At 64.2% G+C, this 14,462-nt stretch carries 11 protein-coding genes; all 11 read right to left on the reverse strand.

Going from position 1 to position 14,462, the window contains the following annotated elements; all coding sequences use genetic code 11:
* Positions 1-36 precede the first annotated feature (36 nt).
* The 11 genes from KVG91_RS19495 to KVG91_RS19545 are packed head-to-tail and all read right to left on the reverse strand — an operon-like array spanning position 37 to position 14,328.
* On the reverse strand, positions 37-1,446 hold the full coding sequence (locus tag KVG91_RS19495) for a lipid II flippase MurJ (protein ID WP_169375217.1): 1,410 nt from the start codon (positions 1,444-1,446) through the stop codon (positions 37-39).
* Positions 1,446-2,879, reverse strand: coding sequence for an O-antigen ligase family protein (locus KVG91_RS19500; protein WP_169375216.1), 1,434 nt, complete (start codon positions 2,877-2,879; stop codon positions 1,446-1,448). The genes KVG91_RS19495 and KVG91_RS19500 overlap by 1 nt, the downstream gene beginning before the upstream one ends.
* On the reverse strand, positions 2,876-3,979 hold the full coding sequence (locus tag KVG91_RS19505; RefSeq protein ID WP_169375215.1) for a glycosyltransferase family 4 protein: 1,104 nt from the start codon (positions 3,977-3,979) through the stop codon (positions 2,876-2,878). The genes KVG91_RS19500 and KVG91_RS19505 overlap by 4 nt, the downstream gene beginning before the upstream one ends.
* Positions 3,970-5,187, reverse strand: coding sequence for a glycosyltransferase family 4 protein (locus KVG91_RS19510; protein ID WP_169375214.1), 1,218 nt, complete (start codon positions 5,185-5,187; stop codon positions 3,970-3,972). Before KVG91_RS19510 ends, KVG91_RS19505 begins: the two co-directional genes overlap by 10 nt.
* 8 nt (positions 5,188-5,195) lie before the next feature.
* Positions 5,196-6,524 (reverse strand): GH39 family glycosyl hydrolase, encoded by a 1,329-nt coding sequence (locus KVG91_RS19515; RefSeq protein ID WP_169375213.1) that lies wholly within the window; start codon positions 6,522-6,524, stop codon positions 5,196-5,198.
* Positions 6,514-7,704, reverse strand: coding sequence for a glycosyltransferase (locus KVG91_RS19520; protein WP_217894928.1), 1,191 nt, complete (start codon positions 7,702-7,704; stop codon positions 6,514-6,516). The genes KVG91_RS19515 and KVG91_RS19520 overlap by 11 nt, the downstream gene beginning before the upstream one ends.
* Positions 7,704-9,695, reverse strand: a complete 1,992-nt coding sequence (locus tag KVG91_RS19525) for a GumC family protein (protein WP_169374624.1) — start codon at positions 9,693-9,695, stop codon at positions 7,704-7,706. Before KVG91_RS19525 ends, KVG91_RS19520 begins: the two co-directional genes overlap by 1 nt.
* 14 nt (positions 9,696-9,709) lie before the next feature.
* On the reverse strand, positions 9,710-10,486 hold the full coding sequence (locus KVG91_RS19530) for a polysaccharide biosynthesis/export family protein (RefSeq protein WP_169374623.1): 777 nt from the start codon (positions 10,484-10,486) through the stop codon (positions 9,710-9,712).
* A gap of 29 nt (positions 10,487-10,515) precedes the next feature.
* Positions 10,516-11,427: a glycosyltransferase family 2 protein gene (locus KVG91_RS19535; protein ID WP_169374622.1), complete on the reverse strand. Its 912-nt coding sequence runs from the start codon at positions 11,425-11,427 to the stop codon at positions 10,516-10,518.
* Between the two features lies 1 nt (position 11,428).
* Positions 11,429-12,889, reverse strand: a complete 1,461-nt coding sequence (locus KVG91_RS19540; RefSeq protein ID WP_169374621.1) for a mannose-1-phosphate guanylyltransferase/mannose-6-phosphate isomerase — start codon at positions 12,887-12,889, stop codon at positions 11,429-11,431.
* Positions 12,889-14,328, reverse strand: a complete 1,440-nt coding sequence (locus tag KVG91_RS19545; RefSeq protein WP_169374620.1) for an undecaprenyl-phosphate glucose phosphotransferase — start codon at positions 14,326-14,328, stop codon at positions 12,889-12,891. Before KVG91_RS19545 ends, KVG91_RS19540 begins: the two co-directional genes overlap by 1 nt.
* Positions 14,329-14,462 lie beyond the last annotated feature (134 nt).

A 14,462-nucleotide genomic window follows, 5' to 3' on the forward strand; every position in this document is an offset into this window, starting at 1 on the left:
CAACGATTTTTCACCTGCGAGTCCCCAATCGATCATTCATGTTTTGCGCCACGGCTTGAGCCACAGGCCCATGACCAGCAACACCACCGCACCGGCCAGGGTACTCAGCCCCAACTGCAGCCACACGCCCTCAACCCGAAACAGCACCAGTGCCGCCGCGCCCATCAGCACCGCGCCGAGTAGCCAATGCAGGGCCCAGGGCAGGGCGCCGAGCAAAGCCTGGCGCTGCATCAGCAGCAACGCCGTGCAAATCACCCCTGCCAGCGCAGCCATCGGGATACCGGCCAGGCCGAACACAAAGGGCAGGGCGCCGAGCAGCAGTACATTGACCAGGCTACCGAGTAACTCGCAGCGCAGCGGCTGACGCGTATCGCCGGCAGCGTAGGCGTAACGCGCGAGCAAGGCGTTCCAGGCGCCGAATACCAGCGGCACGGCAAACCAGGCCAGCAGCAGCGGCAAAGGCGAATCAGCCGACTGCTGGGGCAGCAGCAACGCCACCAGACTCGGGGCGGCCGCGACCAGGCCGACCCCAGCGGGCAGGGTCAGCATGCTGGCGGTTTCCAGGCCACGCTTGAGCAAGGCCAGGCGCTCATCGCCCTGGCGCCGGCTCATCATGCCCAGCAGCACCTGGTTGAGGCTCATCAGTGCAATCAGCGGCAGGTTCATCAGTTTGCGCGCCAGGTTGACCCAGGTCACCGCACCTTCTCCCAGTAACGACGCCACCAGCCGCTCGATCAGCGCCAGGCCCTGGCTCGCGCCATTGCTCAACAACAGCGGGCCGATGCGCTGGCCCAATTCCCGCAGCGGCGCCCACGACCATTGCCAGTGCCACGGCCGCCAACCCAGGTGCCACATCGATGGCAGCAGCGCCAACGGCATCAGCAGGCTGCCGGCCAGGCACGCCAGGGCCAGTGAGTGCGGCTGGCTGGCGGTGCCGGCCAGCGCGAGGTAGGTCACCGGCGGCAGGTTGAACAACAACGACCCCAAGCCCGCCAGCACAAACCGCTCGCTGGCCTGCAGGGGCACGCTGAACAATGCATGCAGCATCAGCCCCGGCGCGCACCAGGCGACCACCTGCAAGTTACGGCTGGCGAGCGCCATGGCACCGTCCGCCAAGCCCGGCCCGAGCAGTTGCACCAGCCACGGCGCCAGTAGCGTCAGTAGCATGCTCACGGCCAGCGCAATCAACAGCAGCGGCGCAAACAACACCGCCAGCCAGCCCAGCCGCTCGTCGCGCTTGCGCGCCAGGTACAACGGCAGCGCCGCCGCGCTCAGCACGCCGCCGGCCAGTGACATGCGCAGCGCCTCCGGCAAAAACACTGCGATCAGGAACGCATCGCTGCGCTCTCCCGCGCCCCAGGCCGCCACCAGCAGCCATTCACGGGCGAAGCCCAGGCACAATCCCAGCAGCGTCGCCAGGGTCAGCCAGACCGCGGAGCCGAGCATCAGGGCTGTGCGCCATCAAGCTGAGGTTTGTGATACGCCACGCTGCTCACCTGGGGCAGGCGCGCCGGAAAGAGTCGGCGTGCCTCCAGCACGTTGATCCCCACCATCAGCCAGAACAGCGCGACCATCACCACCGCAAAGCTGAAGTAGTGGTCGAACAGGCCGCTGACCAGGGCCGAGAGAATCCCGGCGGTAGTGCCCAGCCACAGCGCATTGTCCTTGGTCAAGCGAATCGGGCCGCTCGGCGGGCGCGCTTCCCGCCACCAGCGCAGCGTCACCGCCACAAAGAACAGCATCCCGACGATGCCGGTCTTGTAGATGAAGTTCAGCCACAGGTTGGAGATGCCCAGCAACTGAGTGCCCGGCACCGGCGGATCAACCTTGAAGCCGATGCCGAACGGATACGCCAGCACCGCCTGGGGAAACATGCGGTATTCGTCGAAACGCACTTCGGTACTGGCGTTGTCCGACGAAAAAATCGTTGCCAGGCGTTCCTGCAACGGCGGGTAAGCCATCACCAATGCCACCGTCAGCGCCGCGCCGATCATCAGCAGGCGGCCGGTGTACGGCACCCGGCGCGTGGCCATCCACATCAGCACCAGCGCCAGGCTGACCATTGCACCGCGGCTGCTGGCCAACAGCAAGGCCGCTGCGCCGAGGCACGCCACGCTCAGGCCCAACGCGCGTTTCCAACCCCGCTCGGTCATGCCGAAGCAGAAGGCCATGGGGAGCAGCAACGCCATGATCCCGCCGATGGCATTCGGGTGCATCCATGGCGAACCCATGCGCGAAGACATGGCTTCCAGGCCGAATTTCAGCATGTCGAAGTTGCCGTAGTTGAACAGCGCCAGAATCGGCGCAATGCCGGCCCCTGAGCGCGTGCGCACAAACACCGCGATCGACAGCACCAGCATCGCCAGGCTGCCCAGCAGCAGGGCGATCACCAGTGACTCGCGGTGTTTGTGGTCCACCAGCAATTTAGCGCATAGAAATACCGACGACAGGCTCAGCAGCCAGCGCAACCAGTTGGCCACGCCGCTGGTGTCGGCGTGGACGGTGACCTGGCCGACGATAAACGGGAACACGCTGAACAGCATCAGCCACAACAGCATCTGGTCGGTGGGGCGCAGGCCCAGGCTTGGCGTATCGGGCAGGCGCGCGATGAAGCTGTGCCACAGCACCGCGCCCCAGGTCAGCGCCAGGATCGCTTCGCTGACGGTACTGCGAATGCCCAGGTTGACGGTGGAATAGGGCATGAACGTGGCGACCAGGGCAAACAGCAACAGGCCCCAGAACGGAAACCGCAGGATGGTCACCGCCCCGGCCAGGCCGATTACGGCGAGGAATGCCTTGGCCGGCGACAGCAACAGCGCGAGGGCGCCAAACAGCAGGCCGAAGAGGATCGCGACGAGGCTGGGCAGGTTCAGGCTCATTTGAGCTCCTCGATCAGTTCGCCCAGGCGCCGGCGATAGGCGTGATGGTTGAAGCGTTCCGCCCACTGCCGGCGTTGCGCGGGCGACTCTTCATCGGCGCGCTCGCCCAGGCTGATCATCAACTGCGTCAGCGCCGGGCCATCAGTGGGCGAGAAGCGCGGCGCAGACGGCGGGGTGATTTCATCCAGCGACGTGCCGCTGGCCACCGCCACCGGGGTGCCGACGCTCAGGGCTTCGATCACCGGCAAGCCGAAGCCTTCGGCGTACGACGGTTGCCACAGGCGCGATGCCTGGCGGTACAGCGCATGCAACTGGGCATCCGACACACCGCTCAGCGCGCGGATTCCCGGCAGTGCACGTTGGGCTTCGGGCAAATGCTCCAGGCTGCCCACCAGCACCAATTCCGGCACGGCGGGCGACTGGCGCCGCGCCTGCTGCCAGGCCTGCACCAGGAACGGCACGTTCTTGCGCAACTCGCGGGTGCCCACCAGCAGCCAATAGCGTTCGGGCAAATCGTGCGCACTGAGGTCTGCCGCCAGTTCGAAAAAACCATCGACCTGATTGGGCAGCACTCGGATCTTGCCTGCAGCCTTGGGAAACAGCCGCGCGGTTTCGTCAGCGCTGTACTGCGACGGTGTCCATACGCGGTCAGCGCTGTGTACCGCATAAGCAATCGACAGACGATCGCTGGTCTTGTAGATGAGCGCCTTCAACCGGTTGGCGTGGTAGTTGTCCAGGGTGATCTGGAACAGGTCATGCAACAGCACCACGCTGCGCATCCCGTGCGGCTTGGGCGGCAACGGCAGGCCCATGTTGAACGTGCTGATGTACAGGTCGATCCGCTGTTCACGCAAGGCGCGCGGCAGGAAACCGGCCTCGAAGCGCAAGCGATTGTGCGGCTGGTGCATGGCCGTTTTCGCGCAGCCCCAGTCCGGGCAGTGCGCCTGCAGGCGGCTTTCATCGCCCAGGGGCGCCACGGTGAACCGCTCAAGCTCGATGCCCGGCAGGCTGTGCAGGGCGCTTTCCAGCGCGTACACCTGGCGGCTGATGCCCGATTGCGGCGAGGTGCCGACGGTGCGGTAATCCAGGCCTACACGCATGCGGGCTCCTTTTGATTCAACGGTGAAAGGGTCGCGTATACCTGCTCAAGCTGGCTGGCGGCAACGCTCCAGTCATGGGCGCGACGCACATAGGCGCGGCCCGCTTCACCCATGGGCGCGGCGGCGTCGGGGAACTGCAACAGGCGCACCACGGCGTCCGCCAGGCTCGTGGCGGTTTGTCCGCCAAGGTAGTCCAGGCCTTCCACCAGGTCCAACCCCGATACGCCTTGCTCGGTACTCGCCAGCGGCAGGCCGGCCGCCAGCGCTTCCAGCACCTTGAGCTTGGAACCGCCGCCATGGCGCAGCGGCGCCAGGAACACTGCACAGCTTGATTGCAGGTCCAGCAGGTCCGGCACAAAACCTTGCCATTCAATGCGCGGGTCCTGCCAGCGCTCGCGCCAACGGACGGGCATGCCGAAACCACACACGCTCATGCGCGCATCCGGGCAGCGCTCCCAAACCTTGGGCAGGATCTCATCCAGGGCCCATTCGATGGCGTCCACATTCGGCGCGTATTCATAATTACCCAGGAACAGCACGCGCCGCGTCGACGGGTCGGGACGGGCCGCAGCGAAGTGGTCGCAATCCACGCCGTTGACCACCACCGACACGGGTTTGCCGGCGATCTTTGCCAACACCTGTGCGTCGCTCTGGGTCACCGCCACCACTTGGGTGGCCTGGTGCATCACCCGGCGCTCCCAGCGGGCGTAGCGCCATTGATCGTAGCGAATGAACGGCAGCGCCCAGTTCGGCAACCGGTCGTAGGTTGCAGCGCCAAGGGCTGATTCGACGTTGTGTTCAGTCAGCACAAAGGCTTGGGATTTACGTGCCAGCGCAGCTTCGTACGGCTGGAAACTGTAGCTGTGTTCGATCTGCACCACGTCCCACTGCTCACCCAGCAACCAGTCGAAGGTTTCCTGCAATTGGCCCGACAGGCCATTTACGCTGGCGAGCAGCGGGTAGGGCGCAAACAGCCCGGCCAGCAGGGTCGTGACGCTGCGCAGTGGGCGGCGCGGCAGGACGATCAACTGTTCGAGAAACGCCTCCAGCACCTGGCGGTCTACCGGTGACATCGGGTGCTTGTCATGCAGCAGCAACGTGATCCGATGCCCCCGCGCGGCCAGGCTGCGCAGCAGGTGGAACTGGCGCGTCTTGCCGCCGCTGGTGGCGGGCCAGGGTGAGTAGGGCAGGATCCATAAAATGCGCATGGCAGGCCTCAGTCCCATAACAGAATTTGCAGGTTCGATTTGACCGGTACGCTCAGGCCGTGGGTGCCGCTCACCGGGGTTTGCGTGCCGCGCAGCGGGTCGTACAGGGTGGCGCTGGCCAGGCCTGGCAAGTGCGCGCTGCCGCCTTCGGCCGACCAGAAGAACCACAGTTTGCGGCCGTCGGCGCGGGTCCAGCCGATGCTGAACAGGCCGTCGGGCAACTGGTCGGCCTCAGGTGGATCGCCGGGCGTGAGCTGTGGCCCGCTGACCTCGAGGAAGTTTTTCAGCGCGGTGTAGGCGGGCTTGGGGTTGGCGTCGATATCGAGCAAGCCGTATGACTGGTCGCGCACACTGGCGCGCTGGTCGAGGTCGCTCAAGGTGAACAGGAAAATCTTGTCGTAATCCATCGCACTCATCAGCGCTACGCGCCGCACGATGTAATCGGCCTGGCCTTGCAGGGTGATGATGTCCTGCGCGTCCTTGGGGCCGGTGTAGGTCGACCAGCCCCACTCGGTGCTCCACAGGGTGCGTACGCCGCCGTTGCGCAGGGCCTGGTTGAGCTGGGTAGTCTTGGCGATGAAATCCAGGTTGGCCGGGTCGTTGCCTTCGGGCAACTGGGTGTAGGGGTGGTAGGAAATGACTGTGTTCAGGCGGGCCACGCCGAGTGCGCCCAAGGCATCGAACATGGTCTGTCCGTTGGGCATCTCGCTGAAGAAGGCCATGCCCGCGGCGACCACCGGTTTATCCGGGTTCACCGCGCGCAGTGCGCTGGCCGTGGTGCTGAGCAGCGCGGCGAAGCCGGCCGGGTCTGCGACCGGGCGCCAGAAGCCCAGCAGGTTCGGCTCGTTCCACACCTGCCACGCGTCAACGCTGGGGTAGCGCTGGGACAGCAGTGCCATACGGTTGGCGAACACCGCCGGGTCCTTGGGCGGATACTGATCCTGATAAGGCGCACCCGGCGGTGCGGTGGTGGCGAAGGGCGCCGAGCCCACCAGGTAGAACACCGACTTGAGCTGGTTGTCCTGCAACTTGCCGACCAATTGGTCCAGGGTGGCGACCTGGTAGTGGTGCTCGGCCGGCTCCAGCTGATCCCAGTGCAGGTCCAGGCGTACCCACTGCAGGCCCAAGGCCTTGAGGCGGTCGATCTGCATCTGATAACGCGCGGGGCTGAACCACAGGAACTGCGCATTCACCCCCAGAAAATCCTTCCACACCACGACCTTGCTGCCCTTGAGCACATGGTTCTCGGCGTCGGCCGGGCGGCCCCAGAAGAACGCCGTCAGGCCCAGAGCCGCGACCACGGCAACGCTGGCGAGGTAGGTTCGTTTACGTGCCATAAGGCGCCCCCGCTATCGCTTGCTTGAAGAGCCGTTTGAACTGCTGGGCGGTCAGCGGCCATAAGCGTTCGCGGCCGATCTCCCCGGCGCGCTCGGCCCAATTGCGTGCCAACAACGGGGTGCGGGCCAGGCGCAACAGTTGCTCGCTGAGCGCTGCGACATCACCTTCGGGATAGATAGCACCGTTACCGCTGGCGACTTCCTCGGCAAACGCGCGCGCATCCGAGGTGATCGCGCCGCGCCCGCAGGCGGCGGCCCAGGACAATGCCCCGCTGGTGCCGCGCTGGCGCCCCAGCAGGCCGAGTTTTTTCGATTCGCGATACGGCAGCACCATCACATGGTGGGCCTGGATGGTACTGGCGATGTCAGCGGCCGGCAGGTTCAGCCGCCAGTCGATGCAATCGGCCAGGCCCAGGGAGGCGATCTGCGCGTTCAGCTGCTCCAGGTAGTTACCGCCCGCGCCAAACGCCATTTCCGCGGCGGTACCGCCGGCCAGGGTCAGGCGCACGCGGCCGCGCAATTCAGGGGCTTGCTCGAACACGTTTGCCAGGGCCTGCACCAGGTCTTCGATGCCTTTGCCGCGGTAGATGAAACCGAAGTACAGCAGGTGCAGAGTGTCGAGTGACGGCAGCGGCGCCGATGCAATGTCCAGGTTGGCGTGGTTGATAACCGCCACTTTGTCGGCGGTCAGTTGCATGCGTTGGCGCAGGCAGTCAGCGCCAAGGCGGGTGAGGGTTATCAGCCGGGTCAGCCCCTTGGCGACCTGGCGTTCCTCGCGCAAGGTCAGCGGATCGGCCAGCACCACAGCCGCCTGGGGCAGCGGGCCAGGCAGGCGTTCGAGCAGGTTCAGCGGAAACGGCAGATGTTCACGCCGCCACACGATGCGCTCGGGGTCATGCACGGTGGCGGTCAGCGGCAGTCGGGGGTAAGCCTTGCGCAGTTCACGCAAGGCCAGGAATTCCGCCAGCCGTCCACCACCCAACTCGGCGTGCACCAGGTCCACGGCGTGCCAATCGAAAGCGCCGATGGCCCGCGTGATCGCCTCGGAGTTGCCTGCCACCCCGGCTAACGGCGTCAGCACCGTCACGCCCAGTTGTTCCAGCGCCGAGCGGAAATGGTTCGCGTAGTCGGCGATCCCGTTTTTTTCCGGCGGCAGGGGGGCGAGCAGGGCGATGCGCATCAGAACGCCCCCCGGTATTTGCCGATGGTCTGCAGTACTTTGCTCGGCACTTCGAACTTGCGACGGTTGATGATGATGCCGTCCACCTTGCCGAACGCCGTGTTGAGGATCGACAGCGCATGCTCCACCACCGGCACGGTACTTTTGCGCGCTTCCACCACCAGCCCGATCAGGTCGGCGCGGCGCAGCGCAACAAACGCGTCGCGATTGGCCAGCAGGGCCGACGCATCCAGCAGCACCACTTCGCCGGGTGCCGCAGGTTCCAGCCCGCCGACCCGCACGTTTACACCGTTCTCATGCAGCAATTGACGCAACTGCTCCACTACAAAGGTCACGCCTTCGCCGTGGCGTGCCGAGGTCAGGCCCAGCGTCAGGCCCTGCTCGGCGATACGAGCGGGCTGCAGCAGGCTGTACAGCCGGTAGATACTCGCATTGAAGGCGTTGGCGCTTTGCGCGGTGCGGGTGTCCAGCTCCGGCAGGGTGGTCCACAGTGGCAGGCCGAACTTGCGCTCCACCAGGCCACCGTCATGAATACGCTGGTCGAGCAGGTAGCACAGGTAGATCACCAGCAGGCCGACAACGATGGCGAACGGCACCGCCAATATCAGCATCACCAAGGTTTTGGGGAAGATGCGGCCCGGGTTCAAGGTGGCTTCTTCGATCACGGCGATGTTGCTGATCTGGCTGTTGTCCAGTTCACGGTCAATGCGCGATTTTTCCAGGTTGTCGACGTACAACGCATAGTTGCGCTCGGTGGTGTTCAGCTCGCGAGAAAGGCGCGTCAGCTCCGGTTCTATTTCCAGGGCTTCCTTGCGCTGCGCTTCCAGGTTCACCAATTGTTTCTGCTGCTGCACAAGCTGGGTGCGCAGCGCCAGGTTGTTGCTGGTTTCATCCAGCAGCACACGTTGCAAGTGGATTTCCAGGGTGTTCGGCGCACGGTTTTCCGAGGCCTGCACCGTGTTGCTCTCGTTGGCGACCTGGACCTGCATGGCACGAATCGACGCATCCAGGGCTTTGACCGGCGGCGCATTGTCGGTGTAGGTGCGCATCATGTCGGCCTTTTCCAGCAGCTTCTGGTTCAGCAGGCGACGCAAATCCTGCTGCTGCGGGTTCAGCGCGATCTGGCGCACCGTGGTGACTTCCTTCGGCTGGCCTTTGAGTTGGGTGCGCGTGCTCTGGATGGCGCTGTCGGACGAGGCGATCAGGCGCGTGGTGTTGAAGGTCTCGCCGCGCAGCACGTTGATGCGCTCGGACAAGTCTTCCAGGCGGTCGGTGATGCTCGCCGCGCCGATCTCGTTCAGGTGCGTGAGGATCTGCTCCTTGTAGCTCTTGATCTCGGTGGCGCTGTTGGCCACTTGGCCCTCGTAGAAGGCATACAGACTCTTGCGCCCCAGGGCCTGGGTGCGCTCGTCGATGTAGGTTTCGACCCAATCCTTGACCACGGCCTGGGCCATTTGCGGGTCGCCCCACGTGAAGCTGATGTCCATTACCGTGGAGCCGGCGGCGTGGCTCACTTCAAAGTTCTTTTCCAGGGCGGCGGCAAGGCGTTCCACCGGGGTGGTTTTTTCAACCACGCCGACGGTTTCCAGCACTACGCGAATACCGTCGAACACCGCGCCCACGCCGCTCTTCACGTAGTATTTGGTGCGCTTCCAGAAGCCTTCCGGCGGCGGCGCGTTATCGATCACTTCCAGATAGTGCTCGGCCACCGCGCGTACAATTGGGCGACCGGTGAGCAGGCGCTCTTCGTCGACAATCGGGTCACGCTGGGTGCTGGGCATCACCAGCGCCTGGCGGTTGCTGATCTCGATCGGCAAGGTCGAATCACGCCCCGGCTTGACCAGCAGGCGCGCGGTGGATTCGTACTTAGCCGGTAGCAGGAACGCCCCCAGCAGGATGATCACCAGCGCGGCAATCGCCGCCAGCTTGAATTCCTGGCGGAAGATGAAGAACAGACGCAGCAGATCACGAAAAGAACGGATCTCGATCATGGGATGTCGCTCCTTTAATTGGTGCCGCCGCTGGTGCGGGTGTAGTTGTAGCCAACCCCGATGGACTTGGTGAAGGGGATCAGTTGGTTCAGGTAGGTATCCACGCCCTGGATACGTTCGCCGACGTTGGATTTGGGCACGAACACCACGTCACCGCGCTGCAGGCGCACGGGTTTGCGCCCGTTGGCGCCGGTCTTGAGCAACTGGCTGAAGTCCAGGAAGTAAGCGCGATAGGCGCCCTGGGCGTCTTCGCGCAGCAGCGCGACCATGCTGGCGTTACCGGCCGGGCTGACCCCGCCGGCGCCAATAATCGCCTGCTCCAGCGTGTTGGCCGTGGCGATCTGCACCGCCGTCGGGTTGTTCACCGCGCCGCCCACGATCACCGAGTTGGCCGGTGCCTGGTTGATGTTCACCGTCACACGCGGTTCGCGGTAGACCGGCGCGAGCTTGTTGCTCAGCTCCGTCGCCAGTTCCGAAGGCTGGCGACCGGCCACCTGGATCGGTCCCAGGAACGGGTAGTTGATCATCCCGTCGGTCTGCACCGTGTACAGGGTCAGCTCGTAGATGGTGCTGACGTTGAACGCCGACAGCGTCGGCATCTCACCGGCGTCGCGCACGATGCGCAACTGGTCGCCCACGCGGATGCGCTCCACCGCCGGCGGCAACTGGGCCAACTGGTCGAGGGCGCGTTTGCCTTCTTCGACGGTCTTGCCGTCCGGCGGGACGATGCGCGCCGGCGTATTGCAGGCGGCCAGGGCCATCATGGCCACGACGAGCAGGGTTCGTTTCATCAAGGGGGGCTTCCTGTGGGTCATGATGCTCACTTCCAATAACCGGGAAACATGCTGATACGCCGCTTCAGGCCCAACGGCAGCCGACGCTCCAGATGGCCCAGCCGATAGCCGAGCAGTTTGAAGGCGCTGCGCACCAGCACTTCGGGAACGCGGTGCAAGGCGCCGGCCTTGCGCAGCGCGGCGAGTTCAGCCAGCACGTAGCGCTTGCCTTCGCCACCCGCGTCGCCAAAGGCCTGCTTGATCCACGGCTCGCGGCCGTAGAACACGCCAATGTCGAAGTAGCGGTGAAACTCATCCATGAGCTTGTAATCGTGGGAGTGATGCACCAGCGCCGTGGCGGCGTAGCGTACGTTGTAGCCTGCAAGCAGCATGCGCGCCGCGACAAAGGCGTCTTCGCTGCCGATCACGTCCGCCGGGAAACCGCCCACCGCCTGCAGCACACTGCACCGGTACACCGAGAACGAGTCGGAACTGAAGCAGGTCTTGATCCCCAACTCCGGTGCGTCGGCCAGGCTCTTGCTGCGGCTGTGTTCCGGGTAGTTGAAGTGCCGTGATTGCGCGCCCAGCACACCGGCATCCGGGTGCGGCAGTTGGCGCCCGTAGGCGACGCCGTTGAGCGGGTCCTGCTGCAACTCGGCGAGCAGGTTGGCGAAGGTTTGCGCGGTGGCGGGAATCGCGTCCTGGGTCATCACGATCAGCGCGTCGCCGCCCACCTGTTCGCTGGCCCAGCGCCGGGTGCCGCCATGGTTGAAATCGCGCGCGTCGATCACCTCGACCCGTGCGCCGAACTCACGAAAGCGCGCCACGGTGTCATCGCTGGAGGCGCTGTCCACCACCAGCATCTCGTCAGGTTGCAGGGTTTGCATCTTCAGCGCCGGCAGCAGGCGCGCCAGGTGGCTGGATGCGTTACGGGTCGGGATGATCAGGGACGTGCGCATATTATTTCTTCACTTCAGCCGGCGCGCGGCCATAAATGTCGTCGAAGCGCACGATGTCGTCCTCGCCCAGGTACTCGCCGCTCTGCACCTCGATCATCACCAGGTCGATGATGCCGGGGTTAGTCAGGCGGTGTTTGTGCCCGGCGGGGATATAAGTGGACTCGTTGGCGTTGATCAAAAAATCGCGCTCGCCATTGGTGATCTGCGCCGCGCCGCTGACCACCACCCAGTGTTCGCTGCGGTGGTGGTGCATCTGCAGCGACAGCGACGCCTGGGGCTTGACCACGATGCGCTTGATCTTGAAGCGGCTGCTTTCCTCCAGCACGGTATAGGTGCCCCATGGCCGGGTGACGGTGCGGTGCAGGCTGTACGCCGGGTGGTTCTGGCGCTTTAGCTCGGCAACGATGTAGCGCACATCCTGGCTGCGATGGGCGTCGGCGATGAGCAGCGCGTCGGGGGTGTCGACGATGATCAGGTCACGCACACCCACGGCGCCCAGGACGCGCTTGGGCGAGTCGATGTAGCAGTTGTGCACGTCATGCAAGATCGCTTCGCCATTGATCTGGTTGCCATGGGCGTCGCTCGGGGTGAGCTGGCGCAGGGCCTCCCACGAGCCGATGTCGCTCCAGCCAATGTCGCAGGGCACCACGGCGACTTGCTTGGACTTTTCCATCAAGGCCACGTCGATGGAAATATCCGGTGCGCTGCCGAAGGCGTCCGCGTCCAGTTCGCGCTGGCGCGAGGTTTTATTCTGCAGGCTCTGGCTGTGGTCCAGCGCGGCCCGGGCGGCGTCCAGCACGTCGGGCGCGTGGGTGGCCAGCTCGTCGACCAGGGTGCTGGCCTTGAAGCAGAACATGCCGGCATTCCACAGGTGCTGGCCGCCGTCGAGGTAGCTTTGGGCGGTGGCCAGGTCGGGCTTTTCGACGAAGCGCTTGACCCGGTTGCCCGTGCCCAGCTTTTCGCCTTGCTCAATGTAGCCAAAGCCGGTTTCCGGGTGGTCGGGCTGGATGCCGAAGGTCACCAGGTAGCCGGCTTCGGCCAGTTCACGGGCCTGGGAGACGGCCTCGGCGAACGCCACCTCATTGAGGATCAAGTGGTCGGCGGGCATCACCAGCAACTGGGCGTCGCCGCCGAAATGTTCCTGCACATGCAGCGCCGCCACGGCTATTGCCGCTGCGGTGTTGCGTCCGAACGGTTCCAGCAGCAGGTCCAGGGGCAGGTGGGGCTTGTTGACCAGGCGGTAGTCATCCAGGGTGCGGAACAGCAGGTCGCGGTTGGTCACCGTCAACACGCTTTGCACCCCGGGCAGCTTGGCGGCGCGCTGGAAGGTTTTTTGCAGCAGGCTCACGCCGTCGCGCATGCGCATGAACGGCTTGGGCATGTTCTGCCGAGACACCGGCCACAGCCGCGTGCCCGAACCACCGGAAATGATGCAGGGAATCAATCCGTTGAGTGTGTTCATCAATAGACTTCCTTGGTGGAAAGGACGGCCGGAACCGTCATGAAGACGATGTACAAGTCAAACCACACCGACCACTTGGAGATGTACTCCAGGTCGTACTCGACACGTTTCTGGATTTTGAACAGGGTGTCGGTCTCGCCCCGGTAACCGTTGATCTGCGCCCAACCGGTGATGCCTGGCTTGACCCGGTGCCGTGAACTGTATTCGCTCACTGCCACTTCGAAGGGGACGCCTGCCGCCTTGGTCGCGGTGGCGTGCGGGCGGGGGCCAACCATGGACATGTTGCCCAGCAGCACATTGAACAACTGCGGCAGCTCGTCGATGCTGGTCTTGCGGATGATGCGGCCCACCCGTGTGATGCGCGGATCCTCGCGGGTAGTCTGGCGTTCGGCGGTAAAGTCGCTCTGGTCGGTGTACATCGAGCGGAACTTGAAGACGCGGATTTCGTTGTCGTTGTAGCCATAGCGGTTCTGCCGGAACAGCACCGGGCCCTTGGAGTCGAGCTTGATCGCGATCGCCGTCGCCAGCATGACCGGTGACAGCGCCACCAGCGCCAGGCTCGCCAGCAGCACATCCTCGCAGCGCTTGATCACCGGCGACCAGCCGCGCAGCGGTAACTGCGAGGTGTTGAACATCAGGATGCCGCCCACATCGGTGATCTTGCTGTGGCCGTAGCGCAGCGCGGCCATGTCCGGCACCAGCATGACGTTCACCGACAACTGCCGCAGGCGGTTGACCAGCCCGTGGATGCGCTGTTCGGCGGCCCAAGGCAGGCAGATCATCACCTGGTTGACCTGTTCGGCGCGGATCAGTTTTTCCAGGTCGCGGGTGTTGCCCAGCAGGGGCAGGTTGCTCAGTTCCTTGGGAATGCGCTCGGTGCGATCGTCGATAAACCCGACCAGGCCGGAACGGATATCACCGTTGCGCTGCAGGTGATCGGCCACGTGCACGGCAGTGTCGGTAAAACCCAGGATCACCGTGCGTTGCAGGTATTTGCCGTCACGCATCAGCTTGCGGTACAGGCGCAACATCAATAGCCGTTCCAGGCAGAACAGCGCCAGGCTGGCGACGTACCACGTCACCAAGTTGCGCGGCGTCAACTGCGGGAACATCTGCAGGATCTGGTGCATGAACAACAAGATGCAGAACGCCGCCGACCAAGCCTTGATCTTGGTTCTCAGGCGCAGCCGGTTGCTGAACAATTCTTCGGAATAGACGCCCAGGGCCTGGAACACAATGATGGTCAGCGCAGCGAAAAACACCAGCAGGCCCAGGAAATGGGCGCGCAGCTCAGGGGCTATCGGGTCCAGGATAAGCACCAGGACCAGCGGGGGCAAAATGGCCGAGAGGCCATGGATCAACTTGACGAAAACAACAAAGAACTCAACAAAACCGGCGCGTGTTAGAAACAAGCTGTCGACGGGCGACTTCTCTCGCATAAAACATCCCTCATTGCACTCCAGACTTCACTGTTCGAATCTTTGTTCATAAAACAGCGGGCTGCTTTAGAACCTCGGTCGAACGACTACTCTGGGTAATACGCAACTTTCCAATCCCCATGCACAATCCAGCT

Origin of the sequence: Pseudomonas azadiae (assembly GCF_019145355.1) — a bacterium.
In the GTDB taxonomy this organism is placed as follows: Bacteria; Pseudomonadota; Gammaproteobacteria; order Pseudomonadales; family Pseudomonadaceae; genus Aquipseudomonas; species Aquipseudomonas azadiae.

What these genes read in the sequence shown, in the direction of transcription:
- KVG91_RS19495 (WP_169375217.1), bottom strand. Translation starts at nt 1,446, where the DNA reads ATGCTCGGCTCCGCGGTCTGGCTGACCCTGGCGACGCTGCTGGGATTG.
- KVG91_RS19500 (WP_169375216.1), bottom strand. Translation starts at nt 2,879, where the DNA reads ATGAGCCTGAACCTGCCCAGCCTCGTCGCGATCCTCTTCGGCCTGCTG.
- KVG91_RS19505 (WP_169375215.1), bottom strand. Translation starts at nt 3,979, where the DNA reads ATGCGTGTAGGCCTGGATTACCGCACCGTCGGCACCTCGCCGCAATCG.
- KVG91_RS19510 (WP_169375214.1), bottom strand. Translation starts at nt 5,187, where the DNA reads ATGCGCATTTTATGGATCCTGCCCTACTCACCCTGGCCCGCCACCAGC.
- KVG91_RS19515 (WP_169375213.1), bottom strand. Translation starts at nt 6,524, where the DNA reads ATGGCACGTAAACGAACCTACCTCGCCAGCGTTGCCGTGGTCGCGGCT.
- KVG91_RS19520 (WP_217894928.1), bottom strand. Translation starts at nt 7,704, where the DNA reads ATGCGCATCGCCCTGCTCGCCCCCCTGCCGCCGGAAAAAAACGGGATC.
- KVG91_RS19525 (WP_169374624.1), bottom strand. Translation starts at nt 9,695, where the DNA reads ATGATCGAGATCCGTTCTTTTCGTGATCTGCTGCGTCTGTTCTTCATC.
- KVG91_RS19530 (WP_169374623.1), bottom strand. Translation starts at nt 10,486, where the DNA reads ATGAAACGAACCCTGCTCGTCGTGGCCATGATGGCCCTGGCCGCCTGC.
- KVG91_RS19535 (WP_169374622.1), bottom strand. Translation starts at nt 11,427, where the DNA reads ATGCGCACGTCCCTGATCATCCCGACCCGTAACGCATCCAGCCACCTG.
- KVG91_RS19540 (WP_169374621.1), bottom strand. Translation starts at nt 12,889, where the DNA reads ATGAACACACTCAACGGATTGATTCCCTGCATCATTTCCGGTGGTTCG.
- KVG91_RS19545 (WP_169374620.1), bottom strand. Translation starts at nt 14,328, where the DNA reads ATGCGAGAGAAGTCGCCCGTCGACAGCTTGTTTCTAACACGCGCCGGT.